The following is an 18,702-nucleotide window of genomic DNA, read 5'->3' as shown; positions in this document are numbered from 1 at the left end:
ACCGCTAGCAAAAGTGCTAGCATAACGTCGTGCTCGACGTGACAGATGACACATCAGGTGGCCGAGATGCGCAATTCGAGAGATCGAAGCCGCTGAAAACGGCGCTCGTGTTCCTCGTCAAACGACACGGCTGGATCTACCTCCTCATCCTCGCCCTATGGTGCGGCGCGACGGGGTACGTGCTGACCAGGGACCAGGTCGCGCTGCCGGAGACAGGGCGGAAACCGCAACGGCCCCCGCATGCCGCGCTCACCCTCTCGCCCCCGCCGAAGAGCATTTCCTACGAGGTGACCAGCTCGACCCCGAGCCCGATCACCATCACCTACCTGGACGGGGAAGGCCAAACACAGCGGTTCACCGGCTCAGCTCCGTGGCGCGCGCAGATCACCTCCCGCGACATCGCATCCGCCGCAGGGGTGACGGCGCTGTCCGACGGCGGCACCCTGACCTGCCGAATCGTCGTTGACGGCTCCGTCGCCGACGAGAAGACCCAGACCGGGAGCACTCCCTCGGTCATCTGCATCCTCAACGCCCTGCAACCGTCGACCAGAGTCCAGTAAGAGGAGGCCGCCCGACATGCCGCACGACTACAGGACCAACGACTCGAATTCCAGCGGCTCGAAATTTTCCGGATTCGCCGCGCTCGTCGCCCGGTTCGCCTTGCCGGTCGTCGGACTCTGGGTGTTCGCCGCGGTTGCGTTGAACTTGATCGCGCCACCGATCGAGCAGATGATCATCGAGCACGGCAGTCCCCTCTTCCCCGTGCACACGGCTTCCGGGGAAGCGCTCAAGCGGATGGGGCGGGCGTTCGGCGAATCCTCCTCGAACAACCAGTCGGTGTTCATCCTCGAGAAGAACGCCCCGTTCGGCGAGGCCGACCAGCAGTACCGGGTGGAGCTTGTGCGGCGGCTCAAAGCCGACAAAGCGCATGTGGAGTCGGTCTTCGACACGTGGTCGGACCCTCAGCTGGCCGCCGCGACCGAGAGCCCCGACAAACAGTTGGCGTTCCTGCAGCTCAACCTCGCCGGGAACATCGGCAGCCCGAAAGCCGTCGAGTCGGTGCAGGCCGTGCAGTCGATCGTCGACTCGATCCCCAAACCCGCCGGAGTCTCCGTCTACAACGCCGGGATGAGCCAGGGCGCGGTCGAGGAGATCGATGCTGTCATGCAGGACTCCATCCGCCTCGCCATCGCTTCCGCCGTGCTGATCGGCGCGCTTTTGCTCTTCGTCTACCGGTCGATCTGGGTGGCGGTCCTCCCCTTGTTCACCGTCGGCCTCGCGGTCGCCGTCGCCGACCCGCTGGTCAACCTGCTCGTGCAGGCAGGTCTGCTGCCGACCTCCTTGTTCACCAACGCGCTCATGGGCGCGCTCATGATGGGCGCCTGCACCGATTACTCGATCTTTTTCATCGGCCGCTACCAAGAGGGCAGACGCGCAGGACAGAGCATCGACGAGGCGTACCGATCCGCGTACCAAGGCGTGGCCCCCGTCGTCTTCGCTTCCGGCCTCACCGTGGCGGGCGGGCTTGCCTGCATGGACTTCGCGCAGCTCGACCTGCTCAAGACCATGGGGACTCCTTGTGCCATCGGCCTGATCTGCTCCGCCGCGTCGGCGTTGACCATCACCCCGGTCGTCCTCTTCGTCGGCGCGAAGCGGTTCGGGCTCTTCGAGCCGAAACGACGCGTCCGTTCGGCCACCGTGTGGCGGCGCGTCGGTGTGTGCATCGCCCGCTGGCCCAAACCCATCTTCATCGCGTCCTCGGTGGTGCTGGCCCTGTGCATGCTCGCCATTCCGACCGCCGAGCTCAACTTCGACGAGCTGGCCTACATCCCGCACAACATGCAAAGCGCCAAAGGGCTGAGCGCCGTGCAGCGGCATTTCCCCGAACACCAGCTGTACCCGGACATCGTGCTTATCGAGGCCGACCACGATCTGCGCAATTCCGCCGACATCGGCACCATCGAGCAAACCGCCCAGCAGTTGGCCAAGCTGCCCGACGTCAACGCGGTCCAGTGGCTCACCCGGCCGCTCGGAGCCCCCCTCGACCAAGCCTCGCTGACCTTCGGAGCGGGCTACGCGGGCAAAATGCTCTCGCAGAACCTCCTTGTGATCAAGGAGCGGGCCCGACAGATGCGCCAGCTCACCGATAATCTCGGCGCGACGATCGAGCTGATCGACCAGTTGAAAGCCGAACTCTCGGGCGCCCAGCAGCAGGCGGGCGCGTTGAACGCGCAGTCGGAGCGAACCTCGGCCACGCTCAAGAAGCTCGACAAACAGATCCACGACTTGCGCGCGCTCGCCGAGCCAGTGCGCGCCTCGCTGGCCGAGCAGACGGACTGCGCCAAAAACCTGGCCTGCTCCGGGGCCAACGCCACGTTGAACGGCCTCGCAGATCTCGGCCAGTTGAGCTCGGGACTGCGGCAGATCACCGCCCTGTCCGCTTCTCTCCAAAACGGCATGACCACGTCCACGAGCTCGATCCCGCTCATCGAGGGGTCTTTGGTGCAGCTGCGCGATATGGCGAATTCGATCAATATGGCCATTGAGCCCATGGTGAGCCAGCTCGACATGGGGGTGAGCCTCATGCAGGACCTCGGCAGAAGCTCGGCAGGCACGGGGACGTATTTCTACTTCCCCGCCCAACTTCTGTCCGATCCTCGGCTCAAGCCATACGTCGGCCTCATGTTCTCCCCGGACGGGAAGACCACCCGGCTGATCGTCATGGGCAAAAGCTCCAGCTTCGGCGCGCAGGGGATGCTCCGGCCCGCGCGGCTGGGCGAGGCGACGGACGCCGCGCTGAAAGGCACGCCGCTGGAGGGGAGCGTCGTCACCGTCAGCGGCAGCGCCGCGACTATCGCCGACACGCACGCGATCCTCGACCGGGACAAGAAGATCATCCTGGTCGCCGCGCTCACGCTCATCTTCAGCATCGTCTTGCTCCTCTTGCGCAGCGTGGTCGCCGCCGGAGTCGTCATCGCGTCGGTGGTCGTCTCCTACTTGTCCACGTACGGGTTGAGCCTGTTCGTCTGGCAGCATCTGATCGGCCTCCAGCTGCACTGGGCGGTCCCGCTGGCCGTCTTCGCCGTGCTGATCTCGGTCGGGGCCGACTACAATCTGCTTGTCGCCTCGCGTTTCAAAGAGGAGATGGGCGCGGGGGTGAAAACCGGCGTCATCCGGTCGATCACGGGCACCGGCGGCGTGGTCACCACGGCGGGCATGGTGTTCGCGGTGACGATGTTCAGCATGCTCGGCGCGAGTCTCGTGCACCTCGCGCAGATGGGCTTCACCATCGGCATGGGCCTGGTCATCGACACCTTCGTCGTCCGAACGTTCACCGTGCCGACGCTCGCGGTCATGCTGGGCGAGAAATTCTGGTGGCCGATGCGTTTGAAGGACCTCTGAACCCGGAAACACGCCCCTGGCCCCGACACGAGATCTCCGCACGCGCGTCCTCGTTTGCGCTGGTATGGTCGTGCCATGACTGTGCCTCGGACCTCCTCGCTCGCCCCGCTGCTCAGCCTCGGCCTGATAAGCCTCGTCGTCTCCGGGCTCGGCCCGAACGCCGCAGCGGACCCGCAGGCTCCGTACTGCGAGACCCTGTCCGCCGCGTTGCCGGGGATCGACGCGACGTACCAAGAGCTCAAAAAGACCGCCGACGCCGCCGCCGCGGCGGCCGACGCTCCTGCTGAGGAAGAAGACGACGAGGGCGCGCCGGAGGGATCTCCCGCGAAGGCGCAGCAGCAAGCCGACCTCGACCCGGACAGCCTGCTGCAGAAAGAGATCGAGCTGGCCGACCGCTTGGCGGGCTCGCTCAACGACTTGGCGCACCAGACCCAGGAGGCCGGGCTCAAGCGCATCGCCAAGGAGGCCTTCGACACGGCGGGGTCGTTCGCCGCGTCGCTGCGCGAGCAGCAAGACGAGGACACCCCCGCCCCCGCCCCGCGCGCGCGGCCGAACGAGGAAGCACCCGACCCGGCCGCGGCCCCCAACGTCGGCATGCTCGCGGGCCTGGTGCACCAGAACCCGACGGGGAACGCCGGCGACGACTGGTACGCCAACTTCAGCTATAACGCGAACAAGCTGCGCAATGAGATGAACGCGCTCGACCACCTCTGCCAGGAGGTCGATGTGAGCCAACCGGACGGCGCGGTCGCCGCGGGCAACCGCCGCGCGGGCGGCTAACCGGGCGCCCGTTCTGTTCGGCGTGCGCCGGGATTCGGCGCAGGACGGGGAGGGCTGCTACGGGAGCGCCTGGACCTTTTGGTACGTCTCGAGGAACATCTTCTGCATGATGGGCAGATAATTCTGTTTGCCAGGGAATTGCTTGCAATCGGCGACCACGATGATGCCTCGCACGAAGGCGATGTACGTGTACTCGTCTGACATGGTGTAGACCTGGTCCGGTATCGGCACGCCGCTGACATGCCAGACGATCGAGGGCGAGGACATCTTGATCCCGACGCCTTGCGCCTGGGCGAGCGCGGGATCCTGTTGCCGTTCGACGACGACTCCGTCGGTCAGGCTGATCGAGATGCCGCCCGAGTCCCAGTGCTCGACCAAGTCGAACCGTCCGCATTTGTCGATCCAGGACTCCAGTTCAGCCCCTCGGTCGGCGTTCGACCATTTCAGGAGCTTGACCGCGATGCCGAGGTCGCTGGGCACGCTGACGAATTGCGACCCCTGGGTTTCGGTGTTGTATTTCTCCTCCGAGACCAGCGTCTGGACGTTCATGGCATCTAAGGGGTAGTACGCGCACTCGGGCGTCGAATACGTGATGTTGTCCGAGACGACTTTCCCTGTGAACTCGTCCTCGGCGGTGGGCACGAGCGGATACGGCTCCCAGCTCTTCTTCACCGGCCGCAGATCCCCTGGAAACGCGTCCTCTTCCGGCAGCACGACACGCAGGTCGTGCCAAGACCGCTCGGCGAGGGGCGGCAATGGCGGCGGCGGCAGTTGCCGAGGGGGCGGCACGGCATGCGTCTGCGGCCACAGCGCCCAAGCGAGGAGCGCGACGACCACGGCGATCGCGCCCAGCCCGAGGCCGATCCATCGCCTGCGCTTGCGCGCGGCGGACGAGGGGTCGTGCGTCAGCACATACTGGTTCGCCGTCGCGAAGGGCTGTGTGGTCATTGCTTCGGCCTATCCCTGTCGTGTTGCCGCACCCGTTCCCATTGGAGCATCTGGCCGAGGCGGTCGAGGGGCGAACCGTCGCCGAGCAAGATCTCGCCGTCGCCGGCGAGGTCGGGGTCGGCCTGCCCCTGGCCGTCATTGTCCCCAGGACCTCCTGGTGGCGGAGGCTGTCCGCCCGGCGGGGGCGAGCCGTCCGAGGGCGGGGGCGGCGAGCCGTCCGACGACGACTGGTCGTCCGGCGGCGGAGGCTGGTCGTCGGGCGGGGGCGGCTGGTCGTCCGGCGGCGGGGGCGGGAGGTTTCTCCCCTCCTTGATGCACTGCCCCTCCTCGACGTCGGTCGCCGCGTTGGCGCACGCCTCGGTGAGTTTGTCGTCGCCGACGAACTCGACCCCGCCGGGGCCTGCGCCGACGGGGTACGTGAACTTCGGATCCCGCCAGTACAGTTTGCCGTGCTGGACGATCTTCGTCTTCGTGTCCAACCGGTCCTTGGTTTGCTGCAACCAGTCTCGCAACGGTGTGTTCGGCGTTTTCGCGTTCTGGAAACAGCCGTCAGGGGCGTTCGCCGCATAGTCGAGCGCTTGCTGGTACAGCTGCTTCCCCAGCTGGAAATGCCCCTGCGCCACTTGCTGGTCTCCTCGCAGCTCCCGGACGCCGACGAGGTCGGTTCTGATCCCGCAGGACTCGTCCTGCGGGGCTCCTGCGAGCGCCACGACCAGCTCGTGGTCGGCCCGCTCCAGCTGAGGGTCGCCCGGAGCAGCCAGCAGCTGGCTCGCCCGGAAGAAATGCGCTCGCCACGAGTTGACGATGTTGACCGTTTCGAGCCTGCTCACGTCCTCTTGCAGCTCCGGGTCTTTGCGGCTCGTGAAGTCCTGCACGCCCTTGTCCCCGTAGTGCACGACACTCCACATCTTCAACGACAGCAGCAGCAAGAGCGCCAGTATCGGCGCTGGCCACACCAGAAGGCGCTGGCGCAGCCGCTTGCGGCTCGGCCCCCAGGTCGCGAAGCCGAAAAAGCTCTGCGCCGCGCGGCGGCACCCATGGCCGAACGAGACGACGTAGTGGGCGAGGTCCAGGCGCGCCTTGGTCATGCTGTCCCCTCTCGCACGGCCTTGGCCACCCATGCCATCCGCTTGCGGTCCCGGACGAATCGATAGGATTCGGCCAGGCCCGCCACCGAGGCGAGCAAGAGCAGCGCCCAGTAGAGCGGGAAGCCCGTTGCGCTCGCCTGCGCGTCAGGTCGAGGCTTGGCGGGGCCGGTGATCGCGGCGACGACTGCCGATGCGTTCTCCCCCAGCTGACGGTGCGCGTACGGCACGGCGAGATCGTCGGCCAGACGCAGCATCGAGCCCTCGTCGTATTTGATCACGAGCGGAGCCGGACCGCCTTGGCCCGAGGAGGACATTCCGACCGGGTGCTGTCCCTGGCCGGCGTTGGTCAGCAGCTCTCCCCCCGCCGGAGTGCCGTAGCCGAGCACCACCCCTCCGTCGAACAACCCCGCCACGTCGCCGAACGACGTCTGCGGGCGCTGGACGCCGTCGTGCTCGCCGCAACCGAAATACACCACGACGTTCGCCCGCTCCGGATACGCGGTCCGCTGGTAGTCGAGCATGGGCCGCAACAGCGGCGCGGCGGCTCCTCGGTCGACGTCGAAAAGCGCCCTCGCATCGGCGATGTCGCCGTCGGGCGAGACGGAGCCGAGATCATAGGCGGGCAGCCCGTGCAACGTGGAGCCGAGGGTGTAGCGGTCTGCGGAAAGCGGCCATTCGACCTCGGCGGAACGGCCCCAGTCCACAACGCTGAACCGGGCTTCGGGAAACTTTTCGAGCAGAGCCGCCGAGTCCGCCCGGATCGCGGTGAGCCGCGACTGGCGCGCAGTCCCCTCGCCGGGGCCCTGGTCCCGTGCCAGCGTCGAGATCGAGCGGTCGACGACGAGATAGACGTTGAGATTCGCCCCGGTGGGGTCGATGCGCTTGGTCTGGTTGGCCGTCGCCGTCACGACGTCCTCCCCGTCCGCCACCGGTCCCGCTGCCGCGAGGACGACAGCGAGCAATGCGGCGGTGACCGAAGCCCACCGCCCCCACCGTCGCAGCTGCGCGCTTCGGGCGGAGCCGCGCGCCTGTCGGAGCATCCGCCACATCGTGGCCGAGCGGGCGATCACGATCAGCGCCGCAGCGGCCACGAGAAGCCACTCCGGAAGAAAAGGGCTCAGCGTCATGCGCCCGCCCTGATGTACAGGCCCGCGAGGCTGAGGGCTAGCACCAACATGATCGCCATCGGCGGAGCCTCCTTACGGGAGCCGTCCAAGGTCGAGGTGATCATGCCGCGCCAGCCGACCCCGTCCCACGCGCTCTGCAGGCAGCGCTGCGCGTCGGCGCTCACCTGATCCGCAGGTCTGGCCGGAGCGGCGGCTCCTTGGGCGGAGGGGGCGAAGAACCGACAGGCGACCCCGCCGGATTCCCGCCACACCGCTTTGAACGCGCTGTCGTGCGCGTCGTCCAGCGGGTTGTCCCCGACGCGTCCGGGGCCGAGCGCTTGCGGGTCGTTCGGGTCGTTGTCCGTCCAGAACACAAGGCTCACCTTGGCATTGGCCGATTTGGCGAGGTCGAGGAGGTCTTTCTCCTCGAAGAGCGGCTTGATGTCGCTCATCGCCATCCTGTGGTTTCGGATCGCCTCGCTGTATTTCTTGTGGTCCAAGTACGGGTACTTGGGGTCTTGCATCCGGTCTTCTTTGTCAAAGACGATCAGCGAGCGAGGCGGGTCCCCCGGCTTCGACTTTGGAAATCCGCTGAGGCAGAACCCGAGACGGTCCGTGTCGTACACCGCGCCCCGCATCCGCTCTCCGCTCTTCGGGTCGTTGACCGAGTAATCTTTGAACGTCACGCTGTTGCGCGAGTCGCTGCCGGTGAACCGCGCCGCGTCCGACGCGAAGCGCGCCCGGTCCGGGTCGTCGCCCTTTTTTCCTTGAAGCTCGCCGATGTTCTTGCCGTAGTCCGCGAATCTGCCGATGCTCTCGGTCAGATATGTCTTGTCGCCGGTCAATGGGATAGGCCGTTGCATTTTCGCGCTCACGCCGAGTTGTTCCCTGGTCAAATCGGCGACCTTGCCCCGAAGGAATTGGTAAAGGCTCGCGTACAAGCTGTTCCGGTTCCGCGCGGCGGGGTCCGAGTCGTTCGGGTCGAAGAAACCGGAGGTGCAGATGATCACGTCCCCCTCTTGCACCTTCGTCGTCTTCGTCTGCGGGGGGAAATACGGGCGCGCGACCCCGAACACAGCGGCCCCGGAGAACAGCAGCACGACCACCACGAGCGCCAGCACCAGAGCGCGGTGCGCGCGCCGGGCGCGCTGATATTTGGGCAGACGGGTGAGGCGGTACGAACGGCTCACCCGAGGGAGGCTCGCGGGAGCCCCCCGGAACGGCAACAGCCAGGCGAGCACGACCGTCGCGGCCAGCGCGAGCAGTCCGACGACCAAGACGAGCGGCCATGTCAATTCCATGACGTGATGACCTCCCGCACCGCGACCACGGCGCTACGGAAATCCGCGTTCCCCTCTGCGGAGAACTGCCCGTGCGCGACGAACGCGAGCGCCCGCGTCGCGGGCCTGAGCTCGCCGGCCTCGATGTCCGATAGCCCCATGACCTGCGTCCACTGCCCGGTCTGGAAATGCAGATAGGTGCGCAACGTCCGGGCGAGCCGGTGATGCGCCTCCCGCGAGGAGAGCTGGCCGGAGAGAAAGCCCTGCTCGACCCGGTCGACAGTCTTGGCGAATCGTTTGCGCAGCACCGTCTTCGTGATGTCGCGGAGCACCGGGATTTTGCGCAAGGTCGCCACCGGCAGCGTCCACACGACAGCGCCGGCGCACCAGAGGACGACAAGCAGGGCGAGCAGGACGGCCATGGCCAGCCACCACGTCGAGTACCCCGTCGGGGTCGCGACGAACGGCACTCCGGCCAGCACGCGCTCATGCGCCATGGTGGTTGCTCCTGCGGATCATGGCGGTCAGCTCGCGGACGATGTCCGCCGTCCCGGAAATCCGAGCCCACGCGACCGGCACGGTCTGCATCTTCGCCTCGAAATCCGCCCGCCGCCGCTGCTCTTCCCGTTCGAACTCCGCGAACACGCTCCTCGGGATCGCCGACCAGGGCAGCAGCAGCTCGCCGGTGGCGACGTCGACGGCCCCCTCTTGCCCGGCGAGCGCGGGGAGCAACGGCTCGTCTTGGACGATGGTCCAGAACACCTTGTGCTTCGAGGCGAGGAGCTTGAGCTCGGCCAACAGCTCCTCGCCCATGTCCGGCTCGTCCGAGACCACGAAGACGACCAGCCGCTGGCGGTTGTGGTGCCGGACCTGCCGCAGCTGGGTGACCAGGTTGGAGCTGCCGCCGTGCTCGGCTCTATGGTCGAGCACGGTTTTCAGGAGCATCTCCAAATGGTTCTCGCCTCGGCGGCGGGTGACGAGGTTCGCCCCTCGCGAGTCGCCGTAGGTGAGGCCGATCTCGTCGCCTTGCTCCGCCGAGTTCAAGCCGACCACCCCGAGCACGTTCAGCACGACGTCCTTCTTCAGCTCCCCCGAGGGGGTCCGCCCGAGCATCTCGCGGCCCACGTCCGCCACGAGCTGCACCCGGTGCTGGCGCTGCGCGATATAGCGCTTCACCAAAAGGCCACCCGACCGCGCCGAAGCCTTCCAGTCCACATCTCTGATGTCGTCGCCCTGCACGTATTGCCGCAGATCGTCGTACTCCTGGCTGCGCCCGTGCGACATCGACAGGTGCGCGCCCTCCAGAAGGCCCTCCGAGCGCCGCTTCGCGCTGCCGACCTTCGCCCGCCCGAGCACCCGGCTCCTGATGTGGTCGAGTATCTGCCCCATGAGTTCCTCGTCGTGTTCTCTCGGACCGACCGCTACGGAACCCGCACGGAGGCGAGGATCGCGTCCACGATCATCTCCGGGGTCACCTTCTGCGCGGTGGCCTCGAAGCCAAGGCTGATCCGATGCCGCAACACCCGATGCGCCACGCCCCGCACGTCTTCCGGCGTGACATGCGTGCGCCGGGACAAAAGCGCGTGCGCCCGCGCCGCCTTGCAGAACGCGATCGTGCCCCGAGGGCTCGCACCGTACTCGATCAATCCGGCCAGGTTCGGCGGCAGATACTGTTGCGGATGGCGGGTCACATGGATGATCCGGGTGATGTACTGGCTCACCGAGCGATCCAGATAAATACTGTTGACCACGGCCTGGATCCACCGGATGTCGTCCAGGCTCGCGACCGGGGCCGTCACATTGCCGTCGCTCAGAATGCCCGACTCCAGACGGGCGAGGATCTCGTCCTCCTCCTCCGGAGTCGGATACTGCAGGACCTCTTTGAGCATGAAGCGGTCCATCTGCGCCTCGGGCAGCGGGTAGGTGCCCTCCTGGTCCACCGGGTTCTGGGTGGCCAGGACGAGGAACGGCTCGGGGATCTTGTAGACCTTGCCCGCGATGGTGCTCTGGCGCTCCTCCATCGCCTCGAGCATCGCCGACTGGGTCTTCGCCGACGAGCGGTTCACCTCGTCGAGCAGCACGATGTTCGCGTGCACCGGGCCCAAGACCGTGTAGAACTGGCCTTTCGAGCCGTCGTAGAGCTGTGTGCCGATGATGTCGGAGGGCAACAGGTCCGGCGTGCACTGGATGCGCTGGAAATGCGCCTGCACCGCCTGCGCCAGCGTCTTGGCCGCCGTCGTCTTCGCCAGACCCGGCACGCTCTCCAAAAGGACGTGGCCGCCGGAGAACAGACCGATCAACAACGTCTGCTGCAGACTCGCCTGCCCCACCACCTTCCGCGAGAATGCTTGCGCGATAGCGCCCACCACCCGCAACGAATTCTCCAAGTCCGCAGGACTGGCCTGGGGACGCGGCGGCTGCTGTCCGGAAGGCGGAACCGGGGGACGCTGAACCGGGGCTGGCCCCTGCGCGGGCATCGTCATCGTGTGGTCACACTGCCTTTCTCATCCTGCTGCGCTCAGGCGCTCCGCCCGATGTCCACGACGGACATAGAGGGCCGAGATCGAGAAAACGGTAACCCGCCGCCTGAAAATCCCTGCATATCCCACACCACGAACATCAGACTGAGCGAAAGTTTAACAGGCGGGCTATCTCGATGCGGGGTTGCGCGGCCATCCCTTGCTCAGCGACCGTTGAAGCATTTGCCGAGGAAAGCGAGCTCGTCGGGGACCAGCGCTTTCAAGAAAGAGTCGTCTTCCGCGCTCCCGCTCTGGATCCCGCCTTGCACCTGGGCGGGGGCGAGCTGGCTGATCAGCAAGCGCGCCCCGTCCACGTAGGAGCCCGAACTGCCGCTGTCGATCCGAAGCGGAATCTTCCGCAAAGTGTCCGCGTAGTTGGACACGGCGTTCTTCTGGTAATCGTCCGAGCCGTCGAACGAGCCCGAAAGGGGCGGATTGCGCACGCCGAGCGCGGGGCTCACCGCGACGATCCCCGCCACAGATCCGGGGTGCGCCTGCTCGTAGAGCGCGCCGAGCCGCAACGCCCCGTAGCCGCCCATGACCCAGCCCCAGAACGCGACTTTCGAGATGTCCAACCCCTTCGTAGCCAGAAGCGGGAGGAACTCTTCGAGCACCATTTTCCCCGAGTCGACCGTTTTCCCTTGCACGGACCTCGGATGGTAGAAGGAGTCCGAATTGTTCGAAGCCTGCGCGTCGACCGAGCAGAGCGCGAACGGCGTCACGCCGGCGGCGACCGCGCTGGAGAGCGCTTCCGAGAGCTGCAGGTCCCGGAACGGCGACGCGTGGTTGTCGCCCTGGCGATGCAGCAAAATCACCGGATGCAGGACGGAGTGCACGCCGGCCGGGCGTTGGATGCTCCACCTGGTGTCCACGCCGCCGCGCGCGGCGGAGGAGAAATGCCCTTCCTCCGACTCCGGGTAATGCTGCTGCGGCGCGACGGAGGTCCCCGACGCGCCTGATCCGCCTGAGGCGGGCCTCGGCCCATCGGAAGAGAACAGCGCGGCTCCCGCCCCCGCCGCCACAACGGCGCCCGCGCCACCGACCAGCAGCGCGCGCCTGCTCAGCGACGGGACATGGGCCTGTTCGACGGAAGTCACACATGTCAGCGTAAAGGATCGGGCGTCAGATGCGCGAAACCCGTCGCCGATAACGTGTCACGCCGCCGCGGTAGATTGCTGGTACAAGCTCTATAACTTTGTTGTCAACCACGATCCAGGAGCGCCGCCCGCCCATGTCTACGCCCCCGCCCGCCGACCTGCCCGATGCTCCGTCCGCCTCTGCCACGCGGTACCTCGTGACCGGGGGGACCGGTTTCATCGGCCGCAACGTCATCGCACGGCTGCTGGAACGCGACCCTGGAGCCGTGGTCCACGCTCTGGTCCGACACGAGTCCGTGCAAAAACTCGACAAGCTCAAAGCCGCCTTGCCAGGCGGGGACCGCGTCTTCGCGCTGGTCGGCGACATCACCGAGCCTGGTTTCGGCCTGGACGTCTCTCCCGCCGGCGCAGCTCTTCCCCGTGTGGACCATCTCGTGCACCTCGCCGCGAGCTACGACATGGCCGCACCGGAGCCGGTCAACCGCGCGACGAACGTCGAAGGCACCCGCAACGCGATCGCGGTGGCCCGCCAGCTCGGAGCCGCGCTGCACCACGTCTCGTCCACCGCTGTGGCCGGGGATCGCCGAGGCGAGTTCACCGAAGAAGACTTCGACCTCGGCCAAGGCTTCTTCAACTCGTACCAAGAGACGAAATTCGAAGCGGAGCGGCTGGTCCGCGAGGCCGTCGACCTCACCTGGCGGGTGTACCGGCCGTCCGCCGTGCTCGGCGACTCGCGCACCGGGGCGATCGACAAAATCGACGGCCCGTACTACTTCTTCCCGATGCTCGCCCGGCTCGCGAAACTGCCCAAGCTCCTGCCGCTCTTGATCCCCGACGTGGGCCCGCAGAACTACGTCCCGGTGGATTTCGTCGCAGACGGGATCGTGGCGCTGATCCATTCCTCCACCGCGCCGGGGGCCTCCGGACAGCGCGTCTTCCACCTCGTGAGCCCGAAGATGCAGCCGTTCGCCGAGCTCTACCGGGCGCTCGCCCCGGCGATCGGCGGGCCGAGGCGGGCCTTCTCCATCCCCAAGCCGTTGGTCGACCCGTTCTTGGCGCTGCTGCGCAGCAAGGCGTTGAGCACGGCTCGCGACCTGTGGTTCCGGGGCAACCACATCCCGCCGGACGTCTTCGACCTCATGGGGATTCCGACGACCTTCGCCGCCGCCGAGACCGAGGCCGCCCTCGCCCCGGACGGGGTGCGCTGCCCCGCCCTCGCCAGCTACGGCCCGAAGATCTGGGACTACTGGCACGACAACCTCGATCCGTACCGCTTCGACCGGCCGCATCCGGACGGACCGCTCGTCGGCAAAGTCGTGCTCGTCACCGGGGCCTCTTCTGGCATCGGACGCGCCACCGCGATCAAATCCGCCGAGAAAGGCGCGGTCGTCCTGCTCGTCGCCCGCAGCGGAGAAGACTTGGACGTGGTCGCCGAGGAGATCCGCGCCAAGGGCGGGACCGCGCACCCGTACGTCTGCGACATCACCGACCCCGACGCGGCCGACCTCCTGGTCAAGACCGTGCTCGCCGACCACGACCACGTGGACATCCTGGTGAACAACGCGGGGCGGTCGATCCGGCGCACCGCCGACAAGACGCTGGGGCGCTTCCACGACCTCGAACGCACCATCGCGATCAACTACTACGGCGCGGCGCGGCTCATCCTGGCCCTCCTGCCGAGGATGCGCGCCCGCCGCTGCGGGCACATCGTGAACGTCACGACGGTCGGCGTGCAGTCGCGCATCAGCAGGTTCTCCGCGTATATCGCCTCGAAGACCGCGTTGGAGGGCTTCAGCGACTGCGTCGCCGCCGAAGTCTTCTCGGACAACATCACGTTCACCAACATCCGGATGCCGCTCATCCGCACCCCGATGATCGCCCCGACCGAGGACTACCAGACCGTTCGGGCCGCGACTCCGGAGAAAGCGGCGGCCATGGTCCTGCGCGGCATGGTCGAGCGGCCCGCCCAGATCGACACCCCGATGGGCACCGGCGCGGAGCTTTTCCGGATCTTCTTCCCGAAGCTCAACGCATGGCTGCTGCACCAGCACTTCCTGAGCGAAGAGGAGTCGCTGGCCGCCGCCGGGCAACTGTCCGGGGACGAGATCGAGCTCCAAGAGCGGCGCGCGCCCTCGGCGATCCCGCACAACGCGAACCCCGTCATGAACAGAATCCGCCGAGGGGCGCGCAAGCTGCGCCTGAACCACTACGGCAGACGCGTCGCGAACCTCCTCCTCCCCGTCCACTGGTGAGCGGCGCGAGTAGCCTGTCCGTATGACGCTCGACGTCCGCCGCGCGGGCGACCGGCTTCGCACCAGGCTCGACTGGCTCGACAGTCGGCACAGCTTCTCGTTCGGCGACCATTACGACCCGGACAACACCCACTTCGGCGTGCTCTTGGTGAACAACGACGACACTGTGCGCCCGAGGAGAGGCTTCGCGACGCATCCGCACCAGAACATGGAGATCGTCACCTGGGTCCTCGACGGCGCGCTGGAGCACCGGGACTCGGCGGGCCACACGGGGAGGATCGTCCCCGGTCTCGCCCAGCGGATGACGGCGGGGCGAGGCATCCTGCATTCCGAGAAGAACGGCGGCGCGCCCGGCGAGGACCACGACGTGCGTTTCGTGCAGATGTGGGTCCCGCCCGACGAGACCGGCCTCGACCCCGGCTACGAGCAGGCCGAGATGGGGGGCTCCGAGCTGGACGGACGGTTCGCGGTGGTCGCCTCTGGGATGGCGAAACATCGCGACGAGGCCGCCGTGCGGATCGCGAGCTCGCACGCCGCCCTGCATGTGGCCAGGCTGAGCGCTGGCGAGGCCGTGACGCTGCCGGACGCGCCGTTCGCGCATCTTTTCGTCGCGAAGGGCGCGGTGGCGCTGGAGGCTTCGGAGGCGCTCGGCCAAGGCGACGCCGCGCGGCTGACGGCGGCAGGCCCCCTGCGCGTCGTCGCGACGGCGGAGGCCGAGATCCTGGTGTGGGAGATGGACGCGACGTTGCGGGGCTTGCGCTAAGCCGAGCGGGGCACTCGCGGGTGTTACGCTGGCGAGAACGGTTCGGGGAGGGAGTCTCGTGGGAAAAGTCATCGCAAGCGTCGTCGCCTGGCTCTGCTTCGGCGCACTCGTGGCTCCGGGCCAAGCCTGGGCCGACGACGACGGCCCAGGCTCCGATTCTTTCTACCGCATCGCGCAGTGCCCGCTCGACCAGTTGCCCATACAGCTCTCCCCTTCCCAGATCCAAGGCGTGCGCCCCGACCAGATACCCGGCCTGTCGTTGTCATTGCGCGAGGCCGACGGTTGGCCGGAGCTTGCCGCCAATGAATACGGCACGCCGCAACAAGACCTGCCCACAGGCGAAGGCTCCTTCGCCTCGGTCTCCCTGCTGGTCTACACCGCGAAAGACCCGAGGACGCTGCGCGACGCGTTCGACGACGACCATCGCCATGCGTCGACGGACGCGGCGGCGGGGACGACCGAGGCTCTCGTCTCCGACGACCCCGACGATTATCAAGCCTATCCGTCTTGGTTCGTCAGAAAACGGGCCGAACAACGAGCCGGCGACATTCTCTGTTCCGCGACCGAACACACGGTTCGCGAAGCGCTGGTCGAGCACGACGGGAAGACATACCTCGTGCAGATCTGTGGCCGGTACAGCTGGGACTACCCCCTGTCCGCCGAGGACGAGCCCGATCCCGAGATCGCGGACAAAGTCGCCGACCAGGTCGAGAGCGGGTTGATGATCGAGGCGCGGCGTTGAATTCGCCGCCAACAGACCAGATCCGCCGATCAGCCTCCCCTGGTACCCTGGCCACATGCAACCGGGAGAGCTTCGCCGATGACAGACACCTCGAACAGGTTCGGCAACCCGTTCTCGCCCATGCACGGAATGTGGTACCTGCTCCTCTTCGTGGTGGCAGCGGTCCTTGCGGGTTACATCGGCGCGCAAATCCTGCGCAAACGGCGCTACGAGCAGTTCGCGAACACCGAGCTGCTGGACAAAATCGCTCCGAGGCGCCCGAAGCTGGTCCGCTACATCCCCTCGGCGGTGCTGGTGGCGGGGCTCTTGTTCCTCACGGTCGCGCTCGCGGGCCCCACGGCGGTGTCCCAGGTCGCGAAGAACCAGGCGACGGTCATCCTGCTGCTGGACATCTCGGAGTCCATGCGCGCCACCGACGTGAAGCCCAGCAGGGTCGAAGCCGCCCGCGCCGCCGCGATCAAGTTCGTGGACGGCATGGCCCCGACCGTGCAGCTGGGCGTGGTGACGTTCGCGGGGAACGCGCAGCCGCTCGTGCGGCCCTCCACCGACCACGAGACCGCGAAGAAGGTCATCGACCAGATGATCCGCCCAGACAAGCTGGAGAAGCAGACCGCGACCGGCGAAGGCATCTACACCGCGCTGCAACAGATCGAGACCATCGCGGGCGCGCTTGGCGGCAAGAACCACGCCCCGCCCGCGCGGATCGTGCTGGTCTCCGACGGCAAGGAGACCGTGCCCGACGACCTCAACGCCCCGCGCGGCGCCTACGCCGCCGCCCGCACCGCGAAAGAGAAGCACGTCCCCGTCTGCACCGTCGCCTTCGGCACCAAAGCGGGGAAGATCACCCTCGACAACCAGGTGGACGAGGTGCCGGTGGACCTGGAGTCGCTCAAAAAGATCTCCGACCTCTCCAACAGCCCTGGCAACAGCTGCCGGTTCTTCCCCGCGGAATCGCAAGGCGAGTTGGCCCAGATCTACCAGTCGCTCAACGAGGACATCGGTTATGAGAACGTCCGCTCCGAGTCCAGCAGGGTCTGGGCGTTGTGCGGCACCGTCCTCGTCGCGGGGGCTGCGGGCGCGAGCTTCCTTTTCAACCGTTCCTTGCCATAACAAGAAACTCCCCGTGGCGTGGCGGTTTGCCTCGACGCAGTCCGGCACGTTAGGTTTTCTCGCATGACAGATGCTGCCCCCAGTCGTTCAGTCCTGGTCACCGGAGGGAACCGAGGCATCGGCCTCGCCATCGCCAAACGCCTGCGGGCGGACGGGCACCGGGTCGCGGTCACTTACCGCGAGTCCGGGCCGCCGGAGGAGCTCGGCCTGTTCGGCGTGCGGTGCGACGTGACGAGCACGGAATCGATCGACCAGGCGTTCACGCAGGTCGAGGAGCACCAGGGCCCGGTCGAGGTGCTGGTCTCCAACGCGGGCATCGTCGCCAACATGCTCATCATCAAACTTTCTGACGAGCAGTTCGAAAAAGTCCTCAACGCCAACCTGATGGGCGCGTACCGGGTCGCCAAGCGCGCCTCCCGCGGCATGATCAAGAACAAGTGGGGACGGCTCATCTTCATCGGCTCCCTCGTCGGCCTCTCCGGCGCGCAGGGCCAGACGAACTACGCCGCGTCAAAGGCGGGGCTCGTCGGCCTCGCCCGCTCGCTCACCTGGGAGCTGGGCTCGCGCAGCATCACCTCCAACGTCATCGCGCCGGGCTTCATCGACACCGACATGACCAACGGCTTGGACCCGAAGGTCCTCGAGGTGGTCATGCCCCGCATCCCGATGGCCAGGATCGGCCAGCCCGAGGAAGTCGCGGGCGTGGCGAGCTTCCTCGCCGGGCCCGACTCCTCGTTCGTCACCGGCACCGTCATCCCGGTCGACGGCGGCCAGGGCATGGGCCACTGATCACTCCCTGACAGAGAGAAAAGGAACACCCAATGGGACTTCTCGACGGCAAGACCATCCTGGTCTCCGGCATCATCCATGACTCCTCCATCGCCTTCTCCATCGCGAAGAAGGCTCAGGAGGAAGGGGCCAAGCTCGTGCTGACCGGCTTCGGCCGCCTGCGCCTCGTCGAGGCCATCGCCAAGCGCCTGCCCGAGCCCGCGCCGCTCATCGAGCTGGACGTGCAGAACCGGGAGCACTTGGACAGCCTCGCCGACAAGGTCCGCGAGCACGCCCCGGACGGGATCCACGGCGCGGTGCACTCCATCGCCTTCGCGCCTCGGCCCACCTTCGAGAGCTTCATGGGAGCCACCTGGGCCGACGTCGGCCCGGCCCTTGAGATCTCCGCGTACTCCTACGCTGCACTCGCCCAGGCGCTCCTGCCGGTGCTGGGCGAGGGGTCGTCCCTCGTCGGCCTCGACTTCGACTGCTCGCGGGCGGTGCCGTTCTACAACTGGATGGGCGTGGCGAAGCGCGCTCTGGAGTCGGTGAACGAGTACGTCGCGTACAACGTCGGCCATCAGAAGAAGATCCGCTCGAACCTGGTCTGCGCGGGCCCGATCTCGACCATCGCGATGAAGGCCATCGGCAGTGCCGAGGAGAACCTCGGCAAGGGCGTGAAGGACCTTAACGAGGGCTGGAACAACCGCGCCCCCATCGGCTGGGACGTCGAGGACCGCACCCCGGTCGCCAAGACCGCCGTCGCGCTGCTCTCGGACTGGCTGCCCGGCACCACCGGCTCGATCATCTACGTCGACGGCGGCGTCCACTCGGTCGCAGGCTGAGC

17 protein-coding genes are annotated in these 18,702 nt (G+C 67.0%); 9 read left to right on the top strand and 8 right to left on the bottom strand.

The features are described from left to right. The first annotated feature begins 29 nt into the window (after positions 1-29). The 3 genes from HMPREF9336_RS10095 (at position 30) to HMPREF9336_RS10085 (ending at position 4,182) form a co-directional block, all read left to right on the top strand. On the top strand, positions 30-560 hold the full coding sequence (locus HMPREF9336_RS10095; protein WP_021030462.1) for an MmpS family transport accessory protein: 531 nt from the start codon (positions 30-32) through the stop codon (positions 558-560). Positions 561-576: 16 nt separating this feature from the next. Then, positions 577-3,402 carry an MMPL/RND family transporter gene (locus HMPREF9336_RS10090; protein WP_007466627.1) on the top strand — a complete coding sequence of 942 codons (2,826 nt, stop codon included), beginning with the start codon at positions 577-579 and terminating at the stop codon, positions 3,400-3,402. A 75-nt stretch (positions 3,403-3,477) separates the two neighbouring features. Next, the gene (locus tag HMPREF9336_RS10085) at positions 3,478-4,182 is read left to right on the top strand and encodes a hypothetical protein (RefSeq protein WP_007466625.1); all 705 of its coding nucleotides are present in this window, start codon (positions 3,478-3,480) and stop codon (positions 4,180-4,182) included. Between the two features lie 57 nt (positions 4,183-4,239). Here HMPREF9336_RS10085 and HMPREF9336_RS10080 read toward each other — a convergent pair whose 3' ends face one another. From HMPREF9336_RS10080 to HMPREF9336_RS10045, 8 genes are all read right to left on the bottom strand, one after another. Next, positions 4,240-5,130: a hypothetical protein gene (locus HMPREF9336_RS10080; RefSeq protein WP_007466623.1), complete on the bottom strand. Its 891-nt coding sequence runs from the start codon at positions 5,128-5,130 to the stop codon at positions 4,240-4,242. Beyond that, positions 5,127-6,218: a hypothetical protein gene (locus HMPREF9336_RS18805; RefSeq protein WP_021030461.1), complete on the bottom strand. Its 1,092-nt coding sequence runs from the start codon at positions 6,216-6,218 to the stop codon at positions 5,127-5,129. The genes HMPREF9336_RS10080 and HMPREF9336_RS18805 overlap by 4 nt, the downstream gene beginning before the upstream one ends. Beyond that, positions 6,215-7,345: a vWA domain-containing protein gene (locus HMPREF9336_RS10070; RefSeq protein WP_007466619.1), complete on the bottom strand. Its 1,131-nt coding sequence runs from the start codon at positions 7,343-7,345 to the stop codon at positions 6,215-6,217. Before HMPREF9336_RS10070 ends, HMPREF9336_RS18805 begins: the two co-directional genes overlap by 4 nt. Beyond that, complete coding sequence (locus tag HMPREF9336_RS10065; protein WP_007466617.1) at positions 7,342-8,625, bottom strand: hypothetical protein; 1,284 nt, start codon at positions 8,623-8,625, stop codon at positions 7,342-7,344. Before HMPREF9336_RS10065 ends, HMPREF9336_RS10070 begins: the two co-directional genes overlap by 4 nt. Then, positions 8,616-9,101, bottom strand: coding sequence for a hypothetical protein (locus tag HMPREF9336_RS10060; protein WP_007466615.1), 486 nt, complete (start codon positions 9,099-9,101; stop codon positions 8,616-8,618). The genes HMPREF9336_RS10065 and HMPREF9336_RS10060 overlap by 10 nt, the downstream gene beginning before the upstream one ends. After that, a complete protein-coding gene (locus tag HMPREF9336_RS10055) occupies positions 9,091-9,993 on the bottom strand; it encodes a DUF58 domain-containing protein (protein ID WP_007466614.1) in 903 nt (300 codons plus the stop codon). The genes HMPREF9336_RS10060 and HMPREF9336_RS10055 overlap by 11 nt, the downstream gene beginning before the upstream one ends. Positions 9,994-10,025: 32 nt before the next feature. Next, positions 10,026-10,973, bottom strand: coding sequence for an AAA family ATPase (locus tag HMPREF9336_RS10050; RefSeq protein WP_007466611.1), 948 nt, complete (start codon positions 10,971-10,973; stop codon positions 10,026-10,028). 314 nt (positions 10,974-11,287) lie between these two features. Further along, positions 11,288-12,220, bottom strand: a complete 933-nt coding sequence (locus HMPREF9336_RS10045) for an alpha/beta hydrolase (protein WP_007466610.1) — start codon at positions 12,218-12,220, stop codon at positions 11,288-11,290. A 134-nt stretch (positions 12,221-12,354) separates the two neighbouring features. On the opposite strand from HMPREF9336_RS10045, the gene HMPREF9336_RS10040 reads away from it, so the two are divergent. From HMPREF9336_RS10040 to inhA, 6 genes are all read left to right on the top strand, one after another. Then, positions 12,355-14,472 (top strand): SDR family oxidoreductase, encoded by a 2,118-nt coding sequence (locus HMPREF9336_RS10040; RefSeq protein ID WP_007466608.1) that lies wholly within the window; start codon positions 12,355-12,357, stop codon positions 14,470-14,472. A gap of 22 nt (positions 14,473-14,494) precedes the next feature. After that, positions 14,495-15,235, top strand: a complete 741-nt coding sequence (locus tag HMPREF9336_RS10035; RefSeq protein ID WP_007466607.1) for a pirin family protein — start codon at positions 14,495-14,497, stop codon at positions 15,233-15,235. 58 nt (positions 15,236-15,293) lie between these two features. Further along, positions 15,294-15,977, top strand: coding sequence for a hypothetical protein (locus HMPREF9336_RS10030; protein WP_007466606.1), 684 nt, complete (start codon positions 15,294-15,296; stop codon positions 15,975-15,977). A gap of 78 nt (positions 15,978-16,055) precedes the next feature. Continuing rightward, complete coding sequence (locus tag HMPREF9336_RS10025) at positions 16,056-17,087, top strand: VWA domain-containing protein (protein ID WP_007466598.1); 1,032 nt, start codon at positions 16,056-16,058, stop codon at positions 17,085-17,087. Between the two features lie 63 nt (positions 17,088-17,150). Then, positions 17,151-17,876, top strand: a complete 726-nt coding sequence (gene fabG / locus HMPREF9336_RS10020) for a 3-oxoacyl-ACP reductase FabG (RefSeq protein WP_007466596.1) — start codon at positions 17,151-17,153, stop codon at positions 17,874-17,876. A 32-nt stretch (positions 17,877-17,908) separates the two neighbouring features. Further along, positions 17,909-18,700, top strand: coding sequence for an NADH-dependent enoyl-ACP reductase InhA (gene inhA / locus HMPREF9336_RS10015; protein ID WP_007466595.1), 792 nt, complete (start codon positions 17,909-17,911; stop codon positions 18,698-18,700). The last annotated feature ends 2 nt before the right edge of the window (positions 18,701-18,702 follow it).

Origin of the sequence: Segniliparus rugosus ATCC BAA-974 (assembly GCF_000185725.2) — a bacterium.
GTDB classification, from domain to species: domain Bacteria; phylum Actinomycetota; class Actinomycetes; order Mycobacteriales; family Mycobacteriaceae; genus Segniliparus; species Segniliparus rugosus.
The sequence above is the reverse complement of the archived record's forward strand: the minus strand, read 5'-3'. Positions and strand labels throughout refer to the sequence as shown.